Source organism: Paraburkholderia bannensis (assembly GCF_014200455.1).
In the GTDB taxonomy this organism is placed as follows: Bacteria; Pseudomonadota; Gammaproteobacteria; order Burkholderiales; family Burkholderiaceae; genus Paraburkholderia; species Paraburkholderia bannensis_A.
Window position 1 is genome coordinate 419,535 of record NZ_JACHBW010000002.1, and the last position, 20,137, is coordinate 439,671.

The 20,137-nt window shown below is 65.5% G+C and carries 19 protein-coding genes; 17 read left to right on the forward strand and 2 right to left on the reverse strand.

What is annotated here, in order from left to right; genetic code table 11:
- Nucleotides 1-263 precede the first annotated feature (263 nt).
- From F4827_RS04930 to F4827_RS04975, 10 genes are all read left to right on the forward strand, one after another.
- Nucleotides 264-1,397 (forward strand): ABC transporter permease, encoded by a 1,134-nt coding sequence (locus tag F4827_RS04930; RefSeq protein ID WP_183722323.1) that lies wholly within the window; start codon nucleotides 264-266, stop codon nucleotides 1,395-1,397.
- 77 nt (nucleotides 1,398-1,474) lie between these two features.
- A complete protein-coding gene (locus F4827_RS04935) occupies nucleotides 1,475-2,356 on the forward strand; it encodes an ABC transporter ATP-binding protein (protein ID WP_183722721.1) in 882 nt (293 codons plus the stop codon).
- Nucleotides 2,357-2,414: 58 nt separating this feature from the next.
- On the forward strand, nucleotides 2,415-3,380 hold the full coding sequence (locus F4827_RS04940) for an MlaD family protein (RefSeq protein ID WP_183722326.1): 966 nt from the start codon (nucleotides 2,415-2,417) through the stop codon (nucleotides 3,378-3,380).
- Nucleotides 3,381-3,613: 233 nt separating this feature from the next.
- On the forward strand, nucleotides 3,614-4,243 hold the full coding sequence (locus F4827_RS04945; protein ID WP_183722329.1) for an ABC-type transport auxiliary lipoprotein family protein: 630 nt from the start codon (nucleotides 3,614-3,616) through the stop codon (nucleotides 4,241-4,243).
- Nucleotides 4,244-4,315: 72 nt separating this feature from the next.
- On the forward strand, nucleotides 4,316-5,608 hold the full coding sequence (locus F4827_RS04950; protein ID WP_183722332.1) for a VanZ family protein: 1,293 nt from the start codon (nucleotides 4,316-4,318) through the stop codon (nucleotides 5,606-5,608).
- Nucleotides 5,609-5,773: 165 nt separating this feature from the next.
- Nucleotides 5,774-6,109: a ferredoxin gene (locus F4827_RS04955; RefSeq protein ID WP_183722335.1), complete on the forward strand. Its 336-nt coding sequence runs from the start codon at nucleotides 5,774-5,776 to the stop codon at nucleotides 6,107-6,109.
- A gap of 40 nt (nucleotides 6,110-6,149) precedes the next feature.
- Complete coding sequence (locus F4827_RS04960) at nucleotides 6,150-6,782, forward strand: alpha/beta hydrolase (protein ID WP_183722338.1); 633 nt, start codon at nucleotides 6,150-6,152, stop codon at nucleotides 6,780-6,782.
- 355 nt (nucleotides 6,783-7,137) lie between these two features.
- Nucleotides 7,138-8,340, forward strand: coding sequence for a D-alanyl-D-alanine carboxypeptidase family protein (locus F4827_RS04965; RefSeq protein WP_167064284.1), 1,203 nt, complete (start codon nucleotides 7,138-7,140; stop codon nucleotides 8,338-8,340).
- Nucleotides 8,341-8,356: 16 nt separating this feature from the next.
- Nucleotides 8,357-9,358, forward strand: a complete 1,002-nt coding sequence (locus tag F4827_RS04970) for a D-amino acid aminotransferase (protein WP_183722340.1) — start codon at nucleotides 8,357-8,359, stop codon at nucleotides 9,356-9,358.
- Nucleotides 9,355-9,663 carry a DUF493 family protein gene (locus F4827_RS04975; RefSeq protein ID WP_183722342.1) on the forward strand — a complete coding sequence of 103 codons (309 nt, stop codon included), beginning with the start codon at nucleotides 9,355-9,357 and terminating at the stop codon, nucleotides 9,661-9,663. Before F4827_RS04970 ends, F4827_RS04975 begins: the two co-directional genes overlap by 4 nt.
- 86 nt (nucleotides 9,664-9,749) lie before the next feature.
- Here F4827_RS04975 and F4827_RS04980 read toward each other — a convergent pair whose 3' ends face one another.
- Nucleotides 9,750-10,727 (reverse strand): transcriptional regulator GcvA, encoded by a 978-nt coding sequence (locus F4827_RS04980; RefSeq protein WP_183722346.1) that lies wholly within the window; start codon nucleotides 10,725-10,727, stop codon nucleotides 9,750-9,752.
- Between the two features lie 99 nt (nucleotides 10,728-10,826).
- Between F4827_RS04980 and F4827_RS04985 the strand changes: the two genes are divergently transcribed.
- The 6 genes from F4827_RS04985 to F4827_RS05010 all read left to right on the forward strand — a co-directional run bounded on the left by F4827_RS04985 (nucleotide 10,827) and on the right by F4827_RS05010 (nucleotide 18,446).
- A complete protein-coding gene (locus F4827_RS04985; protein ID WP_183722349.1) occupies nucleotides 10,827-11,153 on the forward strand; it encodes a DUF2917 domain-containing protein in 327 nt (108 codons plus the stop codon).
- A gap of 179 nt (nucleotides 11,154-11,332) precedes the next feature.
- A complete protein-coding gene (gene lipB / locus F4827_RS04990) occupies nucleotides 11,333-12,151 on the forward strand; it encodes a lipoyl(octanoyl) transferase LipB (RefSeq protein WP_183722352.1) in 819 nt (272 codons plus the stop codon).
- A 61-nt stretch (nucleotides 12,152-12,212) separates the two neighbouring features.
- Nucleotides 12,213-13,217 (forward strand): lipoyl synthase, encoded by a 1,005-nt coding sequence (gene lipA / locus F4827_RS04995; RefSeq protein ID WP_183722355.1) that lies wholly within the window; start codon nucleotides 12,213-12,215, stop codon nucleotides 13,215-13,217.
- A 386-nt stretch (nucleotides 13,218-13,603) separates the two neighbouring features.
- Nucleotides 13,604-14,887 carry a dicarboxylate/amino acid:cation symporter gene (locus F4827_RS05000; RefSeq protein ID WP_311672583.1) on the forward strand — a complete coding sequence of 428 codons (1,284 nt, stop codon included), beginning with the start codon at nucleotides 13,604-13,606 and terminating at the stop codon, nucleotides 14,885-14,887.
- A gap of 191 nt (nucleotides 14,888-15,078) precedes the next feature.
- Nucleotides 15,079-17,046, forward strand: coding sequence for an ATP-binding protein (locus F4827_RS05005; RefSeq protein ID WP_221303570.1), 1,968 nt, complete (start codon nucleotides 15,079-15,081; stop codon nucleotides 17,044-17,046).
- A 38-nt stretch (nucleotides 17,047-17,084) separates the two neighbouring features.
- Complete coding sequence (locus tag F4827_RS05010) at nucleotides 17,085-18,446, forward strand: sigma-54 dependent transcriptional regulator (protein WP_183722364.1); 1,362 nt, start codon at nucleotides 17,085-17,087, stop codon at nucleotides 18,444-18,446.
- A 102-nt stretch (nucleotides 18,447-18,548) separates the two neighbouring features.
- Here the strand turns inward: F4827_RS05010 and F4827_RS05015 are convergent, their stop codons facing one another.
- The gene (locus F4827_RS05015) at nucleotides 18,549-19,088 is read right to left on the reverse strand and encodes a TlpA disulfide reductase family protein (RefSeq protein ID WP_183722366.1); all 540 of its coding nucleotides are present in this window, start codon (nucleotides 19,086-19,088) and stop codon (nucleotides 18,549-18,551) included.
- 197 nt (nucleotides 19,089-19,285) lie between these two features.
- Between F4827_RS05015 and F4827_RS05020 the strand changes: the two genes are divergently transcribed.
- Nucleotides 19,286-19,837 (forward strand): hypothetical protein, encoded by a 552-nt coding sequence (locus F4827_RS05020; protein WP_221303571.1) that lies wholly within the window; start codon nucleotides 19,286-19,288, stop codon nucleotides 19,835-19,837.
- The last annotated feature ends 300 nt before the right edge of the window (nucleotides 19,838-20,137 follow it).

The window sequence follows — 20,137 nt, forward strand, 5'->3', positions numbered from 1 at the left end:
CCATTCCACAGCTGGCAAACAGGAAATCCACAGAACTATCCACAGGCCCGACTTGGCGATAAGTCACTCGACCGTCTGAAAATACGCTAACTGTCTGAACGATTCCTGAGAATTTCCCATCGTGCCCACAGGCTGCCAACAGATCATCCACAGAATTATCCACAGCCGTCGGGGCGCGCCGTGACGGTGTGCGTCCGCACCGCCGAAACAGGGCGCGTTCGCTACAATGACTGATCTCAAATCTCACACCCGAGCGCCCCGCCTTGACTCAAGAGACGCCGCCCGGCCTCGATATCGCGGCCGGCAACCAGGGAAAAATCGTGCGCCTGTCCGGCCAGTGGACGGCGCTTGCGCTCGCGCGCGACCGCGAACAGGGCGGCGCGGTGCGGCGGCTGCGCGCGCTCGCCGGCGAGCGCATCGGCCAGTGGGATCTGTCGAAGGTCGAACGCATGGACCACGTCGGCGGCCAGGCCCTCTGGCGCTTCTGGGGTCACAAGCTGCCCGCCGATCTGGTGGCGCTTACCGACACCCAGCGCGATATCTTCGAGCGCATCGCGCTGCTCGATTCGGTGCGCGAGCCAGCCGAACGCGTGGTGCGCGTCGATCCCATCACGCAACTGGGTCTTGGCATCTTTTCGTTCTGGGATCATCTTTATGGCGGCCTGGCGATGCTCGGCCGCGTGGTGCTCGATCTGCTTTTCATCCTGCGCAAGCCGAAGGCCACACCGTGGGTCGAGATTTCGGCGAACGTCTATAACGCAGGGGCGCGCGCCTTGCCGATCACGGCGATGGTGGCGTTCCTGATCGGCATCGTGCTGTCGTATCTGTCGGCGCAGCAGTTGCGGCTCTTCGGCGCGAACCAGTTCATCGTCAATATCCTGGGCCTCGCGGTGATCCGCGAACTCGGGCCGGTTCTGGCGGCGATTCTGGTGGCCGGGCGCTCTGGCTCCGCCATCACCGCGCAGATCGGCGTGATGCGGGTGACCGAAGAACTCGACGCCATGCGCGTGATGGGGATTTCGCACGGCCTGCGGCTGATCCTGCCGCGCGTCATCGCGCTAGGCGTGGCCATGCCGCTGCTGGTGATCTGGACCGACATCATCGCGCTGCTGGGCGGCGCGCTGGCGGCCAAGGCGGTGCTGGGCATCGATATGTCATGGTTCATCCGTTCGCTGCCGAGCGTGGTGCCGATCGCGAACCTCTGGATCGGCCTTGGCAAGGGTGTGGCGTTCGGCATGCTGGTGGGCATCGTCGGTTGCCACTTCGGCTTTCGCATCAAGGCGAATTCGCAGAGTCTGGGCGAAGGCACGACCACTTCCGTCGTGACCTCGATCACCATCGTGATCCTCGCCGACGCCGTGTTCGCGATCCTGTTCCAGAACGTGGGGCTGTCATGAGTACGAGCGTGGGCACGAGCAAGGGCGCGAGCAGGGGCACGAATACAGGCGTCCTCGCCACGAATACGACGGGCACGCTGAGCACGCCGCTGCGCGAAGCGGTCGCCGATCTGCCGCTGCCCGCCATCGGCGAGCCGATCATCGAGGTGCGCAATCTCACCAAACGCTATGGACGCAACATCGTCCATCAGCATCTGAATCTGGAAATCCGGCGCGGCGAGATCGTCACCATCGTGGGCGGCTCGGGCTCGGGCAAGACCACGCTGGTGCGGCAGATTCTGGGGCTTGAGCGGCCCACGTCAGGCACCATCAAGATGTTCGGCGAGGATATTTCGGCGGTCGAGCCGGAGCGCGCGCGCCTCATGCGCACGCGCACGGGCATGCTGTTCCAGCACGGCGCGCTGTTCTCGTCGCTGTCGGTGTTCGACAACATTGCCCAGCCGGTGCGCGAACTGGGCAAGGTGCCGCCCGACCTGCTGCGCGACATCGTGATGCTCAAGCTGGAGATGGTGGGTCTGCCGTGCAAGCACGCCTCCAAGATGCCGGCGGCGCTCTCGGGCGGCATGGTCAAGCGCGTGGGTCTGGCGCGCGCCATCGTGCTGGAGCCGGAGCTGCTGTTTCTCGACGAACCGACGGCGGGCCTGGACCCGCGCTCGTCGGACGAAGTGGTGGAGCTGATCAGCACGCTGCACCGGGCGCTGGGCCTGACCGTGGTGCTCGTCACCCACGATCTGGACGCGATGGTCGCGCTGTCCACGCGCGTGGCCGTGCTGTCCGAGCGCAGGGTGCTGGTGGCCGCGCCCGTGGAGGAAGCGGCCTGCGTGGACGATCCCTTCATCCGCGAATATTTTCTGGGCATGCGCGGACGCCGCGCGCTGCAGGCGCTGCCGCCCGAGCGCCGCGCGAAGCTGCCGGCCGCGGCGCTGGCGCCGGCATCGGTAGGCGTGAAGCCGTGTTGAACGTGTTGAACGTGTTGAGGCGGCCCGCCGACATGGCCGTCGACAAGGAAATCTGACGATGGAAAACAAACCGCATGCGTTCTGGGCCGGCCTCTTCACGATCGGTCTGCTGGCTGCGATCGCGCTGGCGGTCTTCTTCTTCAGCGCCGATCACAAGGTGCGCGTGCCCTACGACCTCATTTCGCGCAGCAACGTGACCGGGCTGTATCCGGACGCCGCCGTGCGCTATCGCGGCATCGACGTGGGCAAGGTGCAATCGATCCAGTTCGACGCGCATCAACCGGGGGCGATCCGCATTCGCGTGCTGATCGACCAGAAAGCGCCGATGACGCGCTCGACCTTCGGCACGCTCGCGCTGCAGGGCGTGACAGGCATCGCCTTCGTGCAGCTCGACGACAACAATCTCGATCTGTCGCCGCTGCCGTCGTCGGACAAACAGGTGGCCGAGATTCCGCTGCGTCCGGGCCTGCTCGACCAGCTTCAGCGGCGCGGCGACGCACTGCTGCGCAAGCTCGACAACATCGCCAGCGACGTGGACGCGATGCTCAGCGAAGACAACCGCAAGCAGGTGATGCAGACGGTCGCGACCCTGCAGCAGGCCGCGAGCAGCGTGAACGTGCTCGCGCAGCAATTGCAGCCGACCACGCAGCGCCTGCCCGGCGCGGTGGCTGACCTGCAGAAGACGCTGGAATCCACCAACCAGCTCGTCACGATGGTGAACCGTCCGGACGGTCCGTTCCAGGTCAATCTGAACAAGGCCGGTACGGCGGCGCAGCAGGCGGGCCAGGCGCTGGCGTCGATGAACGAGTCGATTCAGGAGCTGTCCGCGCGCGTGGGTTACGACACGCTGCCGCGTGTCGATTCGCTGACCGACGATGTGCGCTCCGCGATGCGCTCCGTGGACCGCGCGGCGGGCACGTTCACCACCAGCCCGCGCAGCCTGCTGTTCGGCGGCGCGCCGCTGCCCGCGCCTGGGCCGGGCGAGCCTGGTTTTTCGTGGCCGGCGGGTTCGGCTGGAAAATAGGGCGCGTCCCCGCAGGATCGAAATTTGTTCGAAAGCAGCGCGGTCGGGCGATTTTTGCCGCGCTCGGCGCGAACTGTGGCGTTGCAACATAGTCGGAGTACCTTCAACGCTTGCATTGCCGCACTGAGCGCCGCCATCGCCTGGCTGCCAGTCGGCGCCACGAACGCCACGAACGCTACGAACGCCAAGAACGCCACGAACGCAGTAAGCCGCAGCATACAGAAGGAACCGCCATGTCACGCCACGCCACATCGTTACGTCCACTTTTCGGCCTGGGCCGCGCCTTGCTGGCCTCGCTTGCCGTCGGCACGCTGGTCGCGGCGTGCGCCGGCAACCCGGCCGCGCTCTCGGATATCCGCTACGACCTCGGGCCGATCGAAGCGCAGCCCGCGCCGCCGTCGCTGCCGCCGCTCAAGGTGCTGGAGGTGAGCGCGCCGGCTACGCTCGATAGCGACGGCATTCTCTATCGCATCGGCAATGCGCAGCGCGAAAGCCGTTACGCCAACAGCCGCTGGAGTATGTCGCCGGCGCGTTTGCTGACGTCGCGGCTGCGCACCTCCTTGTCTGCGCGCGCCACGGTGCTGTCGGGCGGCGACGCTGTGCCCGCGCCGATGCTCAAGGTCGAACTGACCCAGTTCGAGCAGGTGTTCGACAATTCGGAATCGAGTTCCGGCGTGCTCGCCGCGCGCGCCACGCTCATGCAGGGCGGCAAGGTGATCGCGCAGCGCTCGTTTATCGCGCGTGCGCCGGCCAGCTCGCAGGATGCGGCAGGGGGTGCGGCAGCCCTGCGCGCGGCGAGCGACGATTTCGCGGGCCAGATCGGCGCGTGGCTGAGCGTGCAGGCCTTCGCGGGCACGCCTTGAGGGATGCAGGACTGGCCGTGCGCGGCTCAAGCCGTGAGCGGCACGTGCTGCAAGAGCGGCAAGAGCAGTGAAATGAGCGGCGACAGCGCTTCGAATCCTCCACCCGATGTCTCACCGGGCAGCGATCGCGATATCGGCGATGCCGGCGATGCCATCGATAACGGCGAAGCCCGCGACTCGCGTGACCCCCGCGCGCCGCAAGCATCGCCGCAAGCATTTCCGCGCCACGCCTCCACGCTCTCGCGCCAGTCGTTCGCGCTTTATACCGCGCTGATCGTCTACGGCTCCTGGTATCCCTTCTCGGGCTGGCGCTCGCTCGGCCTGAGTCCGCTTGCCTGGCTTGGCGATCCGATACCGAAGTACTGGACCGTTTTCGACGTCGTCACCAACGTGCTCGGCTATATGCCGTTCGGCGCGCTGGCGGTGCTCGCCGTGTGGCCGCGTTGCCGGGGCGTGCTGGCGGTTGTGATCGCCACGCTCGGCGGCACGTTGCTGTCGAGTGTGATGGAAGCGGTGCAGACGTATCTGCCCACGCGCGTGGCTTCGAATCTCGACATGGCCACCAACGCGCTAGGCGCGCTGCTGGGCGCGGCGCTCGCGGCTCCACTCACCGGCGCGGTGCTGGAGCGCGGCTTTCTGCGTCGGCTGCGCTTTCGCTGGTTCGAGCGCGACGCCGGGGCGCTGATGGTGCTGGCCGCGCTCTGGCCTTTCGCGACCATGTTTCCCGCGCCGCGCCTCTTTGGCATGGGCGACTGGCCGCGCGCGCTTTGGCAGCGCTTCGACGCCTCGATGCAGGACGCCGTGCTCGCGTGGACGCCCGCTGTCTGGCACCTGCGCGCGCTGCCTGACGTCCTGGCCGCGCGCCTGCCGGAGAGCGGCTGGGAAGCGCTCGTCACCACGCTCAACCTGTTCGGCGCGGCCGCTTTCGCCTCGCTGCCGATGCGCGCGCGCGCGCCGCGCGCGCGGCTGATCGTGGCGCTGCTCGCCGTCACGCTGGGGGTGAAAGCGGGCGCGACCTTCCTGCAATCGCAAAGCGGCCTGCTGTTCGACTGGGCGACGCCCGGCGCGCTCGCGGGGCTCGTGTGGGGCTCGCTCGCGGCGTTTCTGGCGCTGCGCCTGCCGCGTACGGCGCGCGCGGCGGTGGCGAGCGTGGCGCTGGCCGTCGCGCTGGTGCTGGTCAATCTGCTGCCGGTGAATCCGTATTTCGATGTCGTGCTGGCGGACTGGCGTCAGGGCCGCTATCTGCATTTCAATGGTCTGGCGCGCTGGCTCGCCTGGACCTGGCCGTGGATGGCGCTGGGCTGGACGGCGTTTTCGCTGGAGCGCGCGTGGCTTGCGCGACGCGCGCGGGCGATGTCGCGATGAGTTGAAGGCCGCCTTCGCCAGGCCGAGCCAGGCCGCGCCGGGCACGGAAGGTTCACGCCGTGCTCGCTATAATCGACCGCATCCCATCCATTGCTGCAGCCGGAGCGTCGCGCGGGACGCGCCGCGCGAGCATCATCGGCTCACCTCCCCACTGGTACGCCTGCCATGACCGATTCCTTCTACAAGCACCACGTCTTTTTCTGCCTGAACCAGCGCGACCCCGGCGCGGAGCGTCCGAGCTGCGCCAGCTGCAACGCCCAGTCGATGCAGGAATACGCGAAAAAGCGCGTCAAGCAACTGGGCCTCGCAGGTCCGGGCCAGGTGCGCATCAACAAGGCGGGGTGTCTCGACCGCTGCGAGGAAGGCCCGGTCATGGTGGTGTATCCGGAAGGCACCTGGTACACCTACATCGACGAAAGCGACATCGACGAGATCGTCGTTTCGCATCTGCAGAACGGCCAGCCGGTCGAGCGCCTGATGATCGACCGCAAGGACGTCTGAGGCCTGCCGCGCCCATAGAACGACAAAAAACCGCAGAACGATGAACGCACAAACCGAGAAGTTTCATATCGACGGCCCGGTCGGCAAGATCGAATGCGCGCTCGACCGCCCGGACGCCGCTACGCCCGTGCGCGGCATCGCGCTGGTCGCGCATCCGCATCCGCTGTTTGGCGGCACGATGGACAACAAGGTCGCGCAGACGCTTGCGCGCACGCTGGTGCAACTGGGCTACGTGGTCTACCGCTCGAATTTCCGCGGCGTGGGCACCACGGCGGGCACGCACGACAACGGCATCGGCGAGCAGGACGATCTGCTCGCACTGATCGAATACATGCGCGCGCAGCCGGGACAGCACGATGTGCCGCTCGTGCTCGCGGGCTTTTCGTTCGGCACCTTTGTGCTCTCGCATGTGGCGAAGCGCTATCTGGAAGCGGGGGGCGCAATCGAGCGCATGGTGTTCGTCGGCACCGCGGCAAGCCGCTGGGAAGTCGCGCCGGTGCGCGAGGACACGCTCGTGATTCACGGCGAACTCGACGAGACCGTGCCGATTCTCTCGGTGTACGAATGGGCGCGCGAGCAGGAGCTGCCCGTGGTGGTGGTCCCGGGCGCCGAACACTTTCTGCACCGCAAGCTGCATATTCTCAAACGCATCATCGTTGAAGCATGGCGATGAATTTTCAGTTTCGCCAGCCAGTGCGCGCCGGTCGCAAGGCGCGCGTTTGCCGCGCGAAGCCGATCGTCAGAAATACCTGAGAAAAAGTTGAGAAAAAATTGAGAAGCACGCCGAAAAAATCGGGCGCGAAAAACGCGACGCGTGAAAAATGCACGACAGGTACGCGCAAACGTGTGGCTTCAACGAAAAATGCCCCTACGTGACGCGTATAATGAGCGCTCTTTTTGCGGCAGCCGCGCCCGCCTGTTCACCGCGTTCAGGCGCGTGAGCGCGGCCCCGCAATCCGGCTCACCCGACTGTGCGCCGCATGGCGCGCAACGTTCGTCCTGACCCCAATCCCGTCCGACCTGAACCTATGCGTTTTCTCTCCAACGGCCAGCAGTCCTCCTTCGTTTCTCCTTCCCTCGTTCGCACTCTCACGCTCGGCGCCACGCTGCTGGCGAGCGCATCGGCCTTCGCGCAGGTGCCGCCGCCCGCGGTGAACGCGCGCTCGTGGGTGCTTGTCGACGCTACCGCCAATCAGGTGCTCGCTTCGGGCAACGCCGATGAGCGCGTCGAACCGGCCTCGCTCACCAAGCTGATGACCGCGTACCTCACGTTCGAGGCGCTGCAGACCAAGAAGATTTCGATGGAGCAGATCGTCACGCCGAGCGAAGCCGTGCGTCGCGTGAAGACCGACGAATCGCGCATGTTCATCGAAGCGAACAAGCCGGTGTCGGTGCACGATCTGGTCTACGGCATGATCATCCAGTCGGGCAACGACGCGGCGATCGCGCTGGCCGAACTGGTCGGCGGCAGCGAGTCGAACTTCGTCAACATGATGAACGCCGAAGCGCAGAAGCTGGGCATGGCGCACACGCATTTCGCCGATGTGAACGGCATGCCCGACCCGAATCACTACACCACGGCGGGCGATCTGGCCACGCTGTCGGCGCGCCTGATTCGCGACTATCCCGAGTACTACAGCATCTTCTCGGTCAAGGAATTCAAGTACAACAACATCAAGCAGCCGAACCGCAACCGCCTGCTGTGGATCGACCCGACGGTCGATGGTCTGAAGACCGGCCACACGCAAGCTGCGGGCTACTGCCTGATCGCATCGGCGAAGCGTCCGATGGCGGGCGGCGGCGACCGCCGTCTGGTCTCGGTGATGATGGGCGAGCAGAAGGAGCACGACCGGGTGCAGGACAGCCTGAAGATGCTCAACTACGGCTATAGCGCCTACGACACCACGCGCATCTACGGCGCGAACCAGGCCGTCGCCACGCCGCGCGTCTACAAGGGCGCAGAGGACAGCGTGAAGGTCGGCGTGAAGAAGGACCAGTTCGTGACGCTGCCCAAGGGCGCGGCCGACAAGGCCAAACCGCAGATCGAGATCACCAGCCCGCTGATCGCGCCGCTCGCGGACGGCCAGCAGGTCGGCACGGCGAAGTTCGTCGGCGCGGACGGCAAGGTGCTCGCGCAGTTCCCGCTCGTCGCCCTGCAGGCCGTGCCGCAAGCCGGCATCGTCGGCCGCGTGTGGGATTCGCTGATGCTCATGTTCAACAAGAAGAAGTAAAACCGCAGGGCGCGCGATGTCCCCGATTTCGAACCCGAATGAAGCCGCTCAGTCGCCTGAGCCGCTGGTCTGGCTCAACGGCGAACTCACGCCGCTTTCCGAAGCACGCGTGCCGGTGCTCGACCGCGGCTTCATTTTCGGCGACGGCATCTACGAAGTCGTGCCGGTCTATGTGCTCGAAACCGGGGATGAGCAAGCTGCGCAGGAGACGGTGCGTGTGCCGTTTCGCATCGCCCAGCATCTTGCGCGGCTTTCGCGCTCGCTCGACAAGGTAGGGATCGCCAATCCGTTCGACGAAGCGGGCTGGCGTGCGCTGATCGCGCGGGTGATCGAGGCCAACGAAGCAGCGGGCGCACTCGCGCGCGACGCGCACGCCAACGTCTACGTGCAGGTCACGCGCGGCGTCGCGAAGCGCGGCCACGCGTTTCCGGCCGGCATCACGCCCACGGTGTTCGTGATGGTGAATCCGCTGGTCATGCCGGGCGCCGCGCAACGTGCGGCGGGCGTGGCCTGCGTGACGGCCGAAGATCGCCGCTGGCTGAATTGCGATATCAAGGCGACCTCGCTGCTCGGCAATGTGCTGATGGCGCAGAACGCCGTCGAGCATGGCGTGTTCGAGACGATCCAGCTGCGTGACGGGTTCGTCACCGAAGCCTCGTCGTCGAATGTGTGGATCGTGAAGGACGGCGTGCTGTACGCGCCGCCGCGCAGCAACAAGATCCTCGAAGGCATCCGCTACGGGCTGATCGAGGAGCTGGCGCTGGACTGCGGCCTGCGTTTCGAGGCGCGCGAGCTCGACGAAGCGGCGCTGCGCAGCGCCGACGAACTGCTGGTATCCTCGGCGACCAAGGAAATTTTGCCCGTGGTCGCGCTCGACGGCGCGGCGGTGGGAAGCGGCAAACCGGGGCCGGTTTATGCCGCGCTCTACGAGGCTTATCAGCGTGCGAAGGCACGCGAGGCGCGTGCGGTGCATGCAGCGCTCGCCGCGCAGAACACGCTACAGGAAGTGGAAAAATGACTGCATCCCAGAACAAGCCCGCCGTGATTGGCGCGGGCACCGAAGCGAAAGAATCGCTGATCGAATTCCCCTGCGATTTCCCCATCAAGGTGATGGGCAAGACGCATCCGGAATTCGAATCGACCATGATCGCGGTGCTGCGCGAATTCGACGGCGGTTTCGACGAAACCATCATCGAAAAGCGCCCTTCGAGCGGCGGCAACTACACCGGACTCACGGTGACGGTGCGCGCCACGAGCCAGGCGCACCTCGACGATATCTACCGCGCGCTCACCGGTCATCCGATGGTGAAGATCGTGCTGTAAGCCGGGCTGATGCTTTGGGCGTCGGGTCGTGAAAAAGGCTGCCGTGGGGCAGCCTTTTTCATTTGCGCGGGTGATCCAGACCGTGCTTAAACCGTATCCCCTTCGCTGGCCCGCAAGGCGGCTGCGGCGGCGGTCATCAGCGGGCCGGCTTCGCAGGCGTCTTCGTAAAGGCGTCTGAAGCGCGCCACTTCGTCGAAGACCCACGCGCGAAAAGCCTGCACACGCTCGGTTTGCAGGCGCTGCGGCGTGCTGATGAAGTAGTAGCGCCACGGGCTGGGACCGTCGATGTGCTTGAAGAGGCGCACGAGGCGCCCGCGCGTGATCTCGTGCATCGCCAGCGAGCGGCGCACCAGCGCGATGCCCTGGCCGTCCATCGCGGCCTGCAGCAGGTTCGACGAATCCTGGTAGAGCACGCCGCGCTTGGGCTCGGGGATGTCCTGCATGCCGGCGGCGTCGAACCACGGACGCCAGAGTTCGTCGTCGGAGCGCAGCAGCGGCAGTTGCATCATGTCGCGCGGGCTTTCGGGCAGCTTGCCGTCGCGGAAATCGGGTGAGCAGGCCGGGAAGAAAATCTCGTCGAGCAGCAGTTCGGCGTGCAGGCCGGGATAGTGGCCATAGCCGAAGCGGATTGCCACGTCCACGTCGTCGCGCGCGAAATCGGTGAGCGAATTGGTGGATTGCAGCTCGACATCCCACTGCGGATTGGCCTCGATAAACCGGCCGATGCGCGGCGTGACCCAGCGCGCCGCGAACGACGAGAGCATCGATACCACCAGACGCCGGTCGCGGTCGCCCGCGCGGATTTCCTGGGTGGCGTGCGCGAGCTGGCTGAGCGCGTCGCGCACCTGGCCGGCGTAGCGGCGGCCCGTGTCGGTGATGCGCACGCGCTTGCCGTCGCGCGTGAAGAGCGACACGCCCAGTTCCGCTTCGAGCGCGCGGATCTGATGGCTCACCGCGCCGTGGGTGACGAAGAGCTCGTCGGCGGCGCGCGAAAAGCTTTCGTGTCGGGCGGCGGCTTCAAAGGCCTTGAGGGCGTTCAGCGCCGGAAGTGTGCGCAGGTCCATCGTACTTTTTCTCACATAGCCGTGAAAAATGATCGTTTTACCCGATCCCTTGTGCTGTCTAGGATTGTAGCCATCGGAGCAGGACATTCGGAGGCTGAAATGAGAGAAATTTCTTCAGATATCACGTTCGAAGTCGAGGCCAATCAAGTTGCATCGGTGCGCGTTTCGCGCAGCACCCGGCTGACGGTGCACTGCGGTGCGGTGTGGGTCACGCGCAGCGACGACACGGCCGACTACTGGCTGGAGCCCGGCCATACGCTGCGCCTGCGGCGCGGCGAGCGGCTGTGGATCGGCGCGGAGCGGGGCGCGGCGGCGTGGGTGGCGTTCGCCACGCCTGCACGCATGGGCGAACGTGCGCTCGACTGGGCCGCGCGGCAGGCGGCGCGCCTGGGGCTGCATGCCGGCGACGGCTGGCGTACCGTTTGAGACCCACGCTGAGCCTCACGATCGCGGACGCCCACCGGATGGGGCCTCCGCGACTTCGCGTTTGACAGGCTTGCGACTGCGTGTCACTTGCCTGTCACTTGCGTGTTATGGCGGATATCCGTGCAAAGACCGCAGAGCCCTCGGCGCGCTCGGCCCGAATTGGGTAAACTCCGGAGATCATGTGCGCCACCCCGGTTTCATCCCCGTCAACTCACTCTGACCCCGTGTCTGCAGCGATCGCCGAACCGATCGTCCTGCGCTGGCGCGGCACCGAGGCCTATCAGATCAGTTTCGACGCCATGCGCGAGTTCACCGCGCAACGCGACGCCAGCACGCCCGACGAGATCTGGCTGGTTGAGCATCCGCCCGTCTTCACGCTCGGTCAGGCCGGCAAGCCCGAACATCTGCTGATCGCCAATAGCGGCATCCCGCTCGTGCAGATCGACCGCGGCGGCCAGATCACGTATCACGGGCCGGGGCAGGTGGTGGCCTATCTGCTGCTCGACTTGCGCCGCCGGAAACTGATGGTGCGCGAGCTCGTTACGCTCATCGAGCAGGCCGTGATCGAAACACTCGCGGCGTATAATCTCGCCGGTGAGCGCAAGGACGGCGCGCCCGGTATTTACGTGCCAGATGACGCCCAGGGCGAGAGCGCGGCCCACAGTGGCGCCAAGGTTGCCGCGCTGGGCCTGAAGATCCGCAACGGCTGCAGTTATCACGGCGTGAGCCTGAATGTGTCGATGGATCTGAGCCCTTTCCTCGCGATCAATCCTTGCGGCTACGCGGGCCTTGAAACCGTCGATATGGCAACGCTCGGCGCCCATGCGACATGGCGCGAAGCGGCGCAAACGCTGGCGGCGCGGCTCGAAGCGAATCTCGCCGGGCATGCGCAGCGCGTTGCAGCGACGCAAGCAGAAACTCTTCCGGCAGCCGAAGCGGCTGCCGCAGACCTCGCGGCCGAAGCGGCCGCCGTGGACCCGGCCGCTCGCGCGGTCTGAAGGCGGGCAACCGCCACAACCGCAGGCTGGCGTTCCCCGGCGGCCTGACTGGATCGAAAGCATGAGTGACGTAACCGCCAATACTGCTGCCTCCCCCGCAGTCAATCCTGCCGCCGACGCCGTTCCCTACGACGCCACCGCGAAGCAGAAAGCGCAAGCCAAGACCGCGCGCATTCCCATCAAGATCGTGCCGATCGAGAAGCTCAAGAAGCCCGAGTGGATCCGCGTGAAGGCGGCCACGGGCAACTCGCGCTTCTACGAGATCAAGAACATCCTGCGCGAGCACAACCTGCATACGGTGTGCGAGGAAGCGAGCTGCCCGAACATCGGCGAATGCTTCGGCAAGGGCACGGCCACGTTCATGATCATGGGCGACAAGTGCACGCGCCGCTGCCCGTTCTGCGACGTGGGCCACGGCCGCCCCGATCCGCTCGATCCGGAAGAACCGGGCAACCTGGCGCGCACCATCGGCGCGCTCAAGCTCAAGTACGTCGTGATCACCAGCGTCGACCGCGACGATCTGCGTGACGGCGGCGCGGGCCACTTCGTCGAATGTATCCGCCAGGTGCGCGAGCATTCTCCGGAAACCCGCATCGAAATCCTCACGCCCGACTTCCGTGGCCGTCTGGACCGCGCGCTGCAAATCCTCAACGCCGCGCCGCCCGACGTGATGAACCACAATCTCGAAACGGTGCCGCGCCTCTACAAGGAAGCGCGTCCGGGTTCGGACTACGCGCACTCGCTCAAGCTCCTCAAGGACTTCAAGGCGCTGCATCCGGAAGTCGCAACCAAGTCGGGCCTGATGGTCGGTCTGGGCGAAACCGAAGAGGAAATCCTTCAGGTGATGCGCGACCTGCGCGCGCACGACGTGGATATGCTGACGATCGGCCAGTATCTGCAGCCTTCGGAGCACCATCTGCCGGTGCGCTCGTACGTGCATCCGGACACCTTCAAGATGTACGAGGAAGAGGCATACAAGATGGGCTTCACGCACGCCGCCGTTGGCGCGATGGTGCGTTCGAGCTATCACGCCGATCTGCAGGCGCACGGCGCGGGCGTGGTTTAAACCGCTCGCTCGCTTTGCCTCGAAGAAGCCCGCCTCGCGCGGGCTTTTTTACGTCTGGCGTTCCGGATTCCCGGACGCATTCAATCCGCATTTCTGGAAATCCATAGAGCGGGTTTTCGACACGCCGCCAAAAGCCTTGTAAATCAAGGCTGGCGCGGCATTGTGCCGCTGGCATCAACCTTGCAATTAGATACGCGCGGCCACCCCGGCCGCGACAAAAAAAACATGGGATGGGACTAAGCGCTCAAGCGCTAAATCCCATCGACAAGGAGACAGCCGATGTCCAAATCCCTCATCTGGTTTCGCTGATTCCCCCCGTTTCGACCTGTCGCGGCACGGCGCTCGAAAGGCGCGGCCATCGGCTTAACTTTTTGCAGGCACCCCAAGTGAAGAAACCTCTCCACAAAGTCCTCTATTTCCAGGTGATCGTGGCGATCGTCATCGGCGTTGTGCTGGGCCACTTTTGGCCCGCGCTCGGCATCGACATGAAGCCGCTCGGCGACGCCTTCATCAAGCTCATCAAGATGGTGATCGGGCCGATCATCTTCTGTACCGTCGTGACCGGCATCGCCGGCATGGAAGACATGAAGAAGGTCGGTCGCGTGGGCGGCAAGGCGCTGCTCTATTTCGAGATCGTCTCGACCTTCGCGCTGGTGCTCGGCCTGATCGCCACGCACGTGCTCAAGCCGGGTGCGGGCTTCAACGTCGATGTGAGCACGCTCGACGCCAAGTCGGTGGCGAGCTTCGCTGAAAAGGCGCACGGCCAGAGCTCGGTCGACTTCCTGATGCACATCATTCCGGACACGATCTTCTCGGCGTTCGCGCAAGGCGAAATCCTGCAGATCCTGCTGATCGCGCTGCTGTTCGGCGCGGTGCTCACGCAACTGGGCGAGCGCGGCCGCGTGGTGACGGATTTCATCGACGGCATCTCGGGCGTGCTGTTCGGCGTCGTCAAGATCGTCACGAAGCTCGCGCCGATCGGCGCATTCGGTGCGATGGCGTTCACCATCGGCAAGTACGGTGTCGGCTCGCTGGTGCCGATGCTCAAACTGATCGGCACGTTCTATCTGACCTCGGTCGTGTTCGTGCTGGTGGTGCTGGGCGCAATCGCGCGCTTCACCGGCTTCTCGATCATCCGCTTCGTGTCGTACATCAAGGAAGAACTGCTGATCGTGCTGGGTACGAGTTCGTCGGAATCGGCGCTGCCGCAACTGATGCAGAAGCTCGAACGGCTGGGCTGCTCGCGCTCGGTGGTGGGTCTGGTGGTGCCGACCGGTTACTCGTTCAACCTCGACGGCACCAACATCTACATGACGATGGCGGTGCTCTTCATCGCCCAAGCGACCAACACCGACCTCACGTGGACGCAGCAGCTCACGCTGCTGGCCGTGACCATGCTGACCTCGAAGGGCGCCAGCGGCGTGACCGGCGCGGGCTTCATCACGCTGGCCGCGACGCTGGCCGTGGTGCCGACCATTCCGCTCTCCGGCATGGTGCTGATCCTCGGCATCGACCGCTTCATGAGCGAGTGCCGCGCGCTGACGAACATCGTCGGCAACGGCGTGGCAACGGTGGTGGTGTCGGCGTGGGAAAAGGAGCTGGACCGCGACAAGTTGCGCGCGGTGCTGGCGGGCGAGGCTTCGGAAGTGAAGGAAAGCGCGGGCGCGTAAGTTTGCTTGCGCGTGGTTGATCGGGCGGCGCGTGGTGCGCTGCTTCGGTCGGCTCAAGTTGTTTGACCGGTTGTACTGGAGTTTTACGTGTAGCAAGCGGCGCAAGCCGTTGGGCGGCGTGTTGTTCATCCCCTGTCGATACGTCGCCCGCTCCCATCTCCCGCCTTCCACGATCGGCCGCCTCGCGCGGTTTGCGTGTGCCACAATCCCACCCATCCCCGCTCGATCACCCGGAAGTTTCATCCGTGACGCGCCGTCTCGTTCTGCTGTTTGCGCTCGCCATCGGGCTCGCACTCGTGTGCGCGCTTGCGTGGACACTCGCCTGGCAGACCGGCATCGACGCGCTGCGCCTGAACGCCGCCGTGCGCGGCGACCGCACGACAGCCGCGCTCAAGAGCACGCTGGAGCGCTACGAATCGCTGCCCTATCTGGTGGGCGCGCATCCGCTCGTGCAGGACGTGCTCGCGGATCCCAATCCCGAGCGCGTCGCCGCCGCGAACCGCTATCTCGAAGACGTGAACCGCCACGCGCGCGCCACCACGACCTACATCATCCGCGCCGACGGCATCTGCATCGCAGCCAGCAACTGGCGCGGCGCGGACAGCTTCGTGGGCGTCGAGTACCGCTTCCGCCCGTATTTCATCGAAGCCGCCAAAGGCGACGTGGGACGTTTCTTCGGTATCGGCACGATCTCGCGCGATCCGGGTTACTACATCTCGCAGCCGGTGCGGCGCAACGGCCAGATCGTCGGCGTGGCGGTGGTGAAGCTCAATCTCGAATGGTTTCCGGGCTCGGATGCCTCCGAGCCGCTGCTCGTCACCGACGATCACGGCGTGATCTTTCTGTCCTCGGTGCCCGCGTGGAAATACCGCACGGTGCGGCCATTGCCGACCGATGTGGTGGCCTCGATCGACGCGACGCGGCAGTATGCGCGCCAGGATATCCCGCCGCTGCCCGCGAGCGTGGAGCGCGTGCTGGAAGGCGACGCCGATATCGTGCGCATCGGCAGCGGCCTGCGCGCGCCGCGCTATCTGGAAACGCGCCGGGCGCTTGGTGAGCCGGACTGGCATCTGGTGACGATGTCGCCGGTCGCGCCGGTGCTCGACGCCGCGCGCAACGCCACCATCATGACGGGCTTCGGCTACGTGTCGCTGTGCCTGCTGGGGTTCTACTGGCGCATGCGCCGCGCGCGCGTGCGCGAAGTGGTGAAGAGCCGTGCGATGCTGCAAAAGGCCTACGCGATGCTCAACGACCGCGTGGCCGAACGCACCGCCGACCTCTCGCAGGCCAACGAAAGCCTGCAGCGCGAAGTCGCCGAGCGCACCCGCACCGAACAGGAGCTGCGCGCCACCCAGGACGAACTGATCCAGGCGAGCAAGCTGGCCGCGCTCGGACAGATGGCGGCGGGCATCACGCACGAACTGAATCAGCCGCTCGCGGCGCTGCGCAGTTTTTCGGACAATACGCGCGTGTTTCTCGAACGCGGCCAGTACGACGCGGCGCACGAGAATCTGGAGGCGATCGGTTCGCTCACCGAGCGCATGGGCAAGATCGTCAATCAGCTCAAGCTCTTTGTCGGACGGGCGAAGCCGCGCGGCCAGCGCTCGCCGGTGGCGCGCGCGGTGCGCAATGCGCTCGCGCTGCTCGGCAAGCGGCTCGACGGCGCGCGGGTCGAACTCACGCTCAGCGACGGCGATGCCGCGAATGTGTCCAGCATCGCGCTCGACGCGCATGTCGCGCATCCCGAGCTGGTCGCGCAATGCGACGACCTGCGGCTCGAACAGGTGCTCATCAATCTGATCGGCAACGCGCTCGACGCGGTGGCGGGCCTGCCCGGCCCGCGCATCGTCATCGATGTGCGCGCGCTGCCCGCGACGCTGGAAATCTCGGTGCGCGACAATGGGCCGGGGATTCCCGCCGATGTCATGCAGCGCCTCTTCGAACCGTTTTTCACCACCAAGGAGATGGGGCAGGGCCTGGGGCTCGGCCTCGCGATTTCCTCGTCGATCGCGCGCGATTGCGGCGGCGCGCTCACGGCGCACAATGCCGAAGGCGGCGGCGCGGTGTTCGTGCTGACGCTCAAGCGCTCGCGCGTGAATGCGGTGGCGGGCGATTCGGTGGGCGACTCGGTGGGCGACTCGGCGGGCGCGCGGCATTGACGCCGCAACGGAATCAGAAACAAGGAAGACGAATCAACATGGTCAGTTCAACGCCCGGCCGGGTGCTCTATATCGAGGACGACGAACTGGTGCGCCGCGCCGGTATGCAGAGCCTGCAGCTCGCGGGCTTCGAGGCAACCGGTTATGCGAACGCCGAGGCCGCGTTGCCGCTCGTCGATGCGGGCTTTCCCGGCATCGTGGTGAGCGATATCCGCTTGCCGGGCATGAGCGGGCTGGACCTGCTTGCGCAGTGCCACGAGCGTGCGCCCGACGTGCCCGTGATCCTCGTTACCGGTCACGGCGACATCTCGATGGCCGTGCAGGCGATGCGTGACGGTGCGTATGACTTCATCGAAAAGCCCTTCGCCTCGGAACGGCTGATCGAGACCGTGCGCCGCGCGCTTGAGCGCCGCACGCTGGTGCTCGAAAACCTCGCGCTGCGCCGCGAGCTGGCGGGGCAAAACACGCTCGCACCGCGCATCATCGGCAAGAGTCCGGCGATCGAGCAGGTGCGGCGGCTGATCGCGAACGTCGCGCCCACCGATGCCTCCGTGCTCATCAACGGCGACACGGGCGCGGGCAAGGAACTGATCGCGCGCAGTCTGCACGAATTGTCGCCGCGTCGCGACAAGCCGTTCGTCGCGGTGAATTGCGGCGCGCTGCCTGAGCCGATGTTCGAATCGGAGATGTTTGGCTATGAGCAGGGCGCCTTCACGGGCGCAGCGAAGCGTCGGATCGGCAAGCTCGAACACGCGGCGGGCGGCACGCTTTTTCTCGATGAAATCGAAAGCATGCCGCTCGCGCTTCAGGTGAAGCTGCTGCGCGTGCTGCAGGACGGCGTGCTGGAGCGGCTGGGCTCGAACCAGCCGGTGCGCGTGGATCTGCGCGTGGTGGCGGCGGCCAAGGGCGACATGAACGAACATGTGGCGGCGGGGACGTTCCGGCGCGACCTGCTGTATCGCCTGAACGTGGTGACGATTGGGTTGCCGCCGCTCGCCGAGCGCCGGGAGGATATCGTGCCGCTGTTCGAACACTTCCTGCTGGACGCGGCGGTGCGTTACCAGCGGCCCGCGCCGCTGCTGACCGAACGCGACCGCATGCGCCTGGCGCAGCGCGACTGGCCCGGCAACGTGCGCGAACTGCGCAACGCCGCGGATCGCTATGTGCTTGGGATTCCCGACGATCTCGCGCCGCCGTCGCAAGCCGGCCCGGACGATGCCTTGCCGCTCAAGGAGCGCGTGGAGCAGTACGAACGCGCGCTGATCGCCGATGCGTTGCAGCAGACGAACGGCGCCGTCGTGCAGGCCGCGGAACGGCTGCAGATGGCCAAGGCCACGCTGTACGAGAAGATCCGGCGCTATGGGCTGGTCGCGCGGCAGGAGAACGAAACGCGCGGCTAGGTGGGATCGGCGGATCAACGGATCGGTGGTGGAGCACGCGCAAAAAGCAGAACGGCAGCGAATTCGCTGCCGTTTTTCATGTGCCGATGACCGTCGGGCCGATCAGGTCGACAGCGCTTTCTTCAGCAGTTGATCGAGTTCCGCGAACTGCGGCTCGCCCACATAGCGCTTGAGAATCTTGCCGTTGCGGTCGACCACGAAGGTGGTCGGCGTGAGCTGCACGTTGCCGAACTGCTTCGCAGCCGAGCCGTCGTCCATCGCCACCTTGAAGGGCAGCTGGCGCGTCTGCGCGTAGTTGGCGACGTACATCGGCGCGTCGTAGTTCATCGCCACGGCGACGAATTCGAGGCCATCGCCCTTGAAGCGGTTATAGGTCTGGACCATCTGCGGCATTTCCTGCATGCAGGTGGCGCAGCTGGTCGCCCAGAAGTTGATCAGATAGACCTTGCCTTTGAGATCCGCAGTCGAAACCTTCTGGCCCGACAGCAGCGTGAAGGTGGCGTCCGGCACGCGCTGCTGGCTGCCGAAGAAGGCGAAATAGCCCGCCACGGCAATGGCGACCACGACCACCGCCGCAGCGATGTTGCGGATCGCGCTGGAGCGCGCTTTCGGACTATGCGGGGAATTCGTGGATGCTGACATGGGTGAAGCCTCAGGCGCCGACGGGCGCGCAACGTTGCTGATCTGGCGGAGCCAGTCTATCTCGCAATGGCCCGGCCGGTCATTGTAGCGCCGAATTTCCCGGCATAGCGGTTGCGGCGGCACGCGCAGGCGCGCTCGCAGGATAATGGCCGACGCTATCTTGCCCGCGCACTATTGCGCCCCAATTACAAACCACGATGCTCACCAACGCCCTTCGCTCGCTGGCCGCGAGCGCACTGTTTGCGGTGTTTTCCAGTGCTCTTGTCGCCTGCTCGCCGACTTACGATTGGCGCACGATTTCGAACAACACGAGCGGCTATAGCGTCGACCTGCCGGGCAGGCCCGCCTCGGACGCCCGTAGCGTCGATGTGGACGGCACGCCGATGCAGATGCATATGCAGACCGCCGAAGTTGGCGGGGCGGTATTCGTGATCGGCACGCTCGATCTGCCGGACGCGCAAGCAGCCACGCAGCAAAAGGCCCTCGGCTTCCTGCGCGATGGCCTCGCGCGCAACGTGGGCGTGCCGCCCGACGCCCGCAGCATAGCGGTGCCGCTTGCAGCAGGCGGCAGCGTGCCGGGCATCGACATGCAACTGTCGGGCAAGGCCGGAGCAAAGGACGAGACGCGCACGATCCACGCGCGTCTGGTCGCGAAGGGCGCGCACGCTTACCAACTGGCGATCGTGGGGCGCGAGCAACCGGCCGTCGAGCAAGTCGATCAGTTCTTCCAATCGTTCAAGCTCCATTGAGGAGAGCCGAACGACCGCGTACTTGCATCGTCGCCCGGCCGGCCGTTTGCGCGCCAAAGTGAAAGTGCTCTCCTGGGTTTACGAGCTATCTGCCGGATTTGATTGAGGGTTTACGGGTTACCCACAGGTGCTGTGGATAACTTTGTGGGTAAAACGGCTCCGTCGCCCGCAAAAGGCCGTGCTGTGGGCTTTTTGTTAGTTTTAGCAGTGCCGGGACGTCTTTTGAAACGCATAAAAATCAAGGACTTGCGTTTTGGATCGTCACGAAATGCGAATCGTGTCTTAAAAGGCTGCCGATAC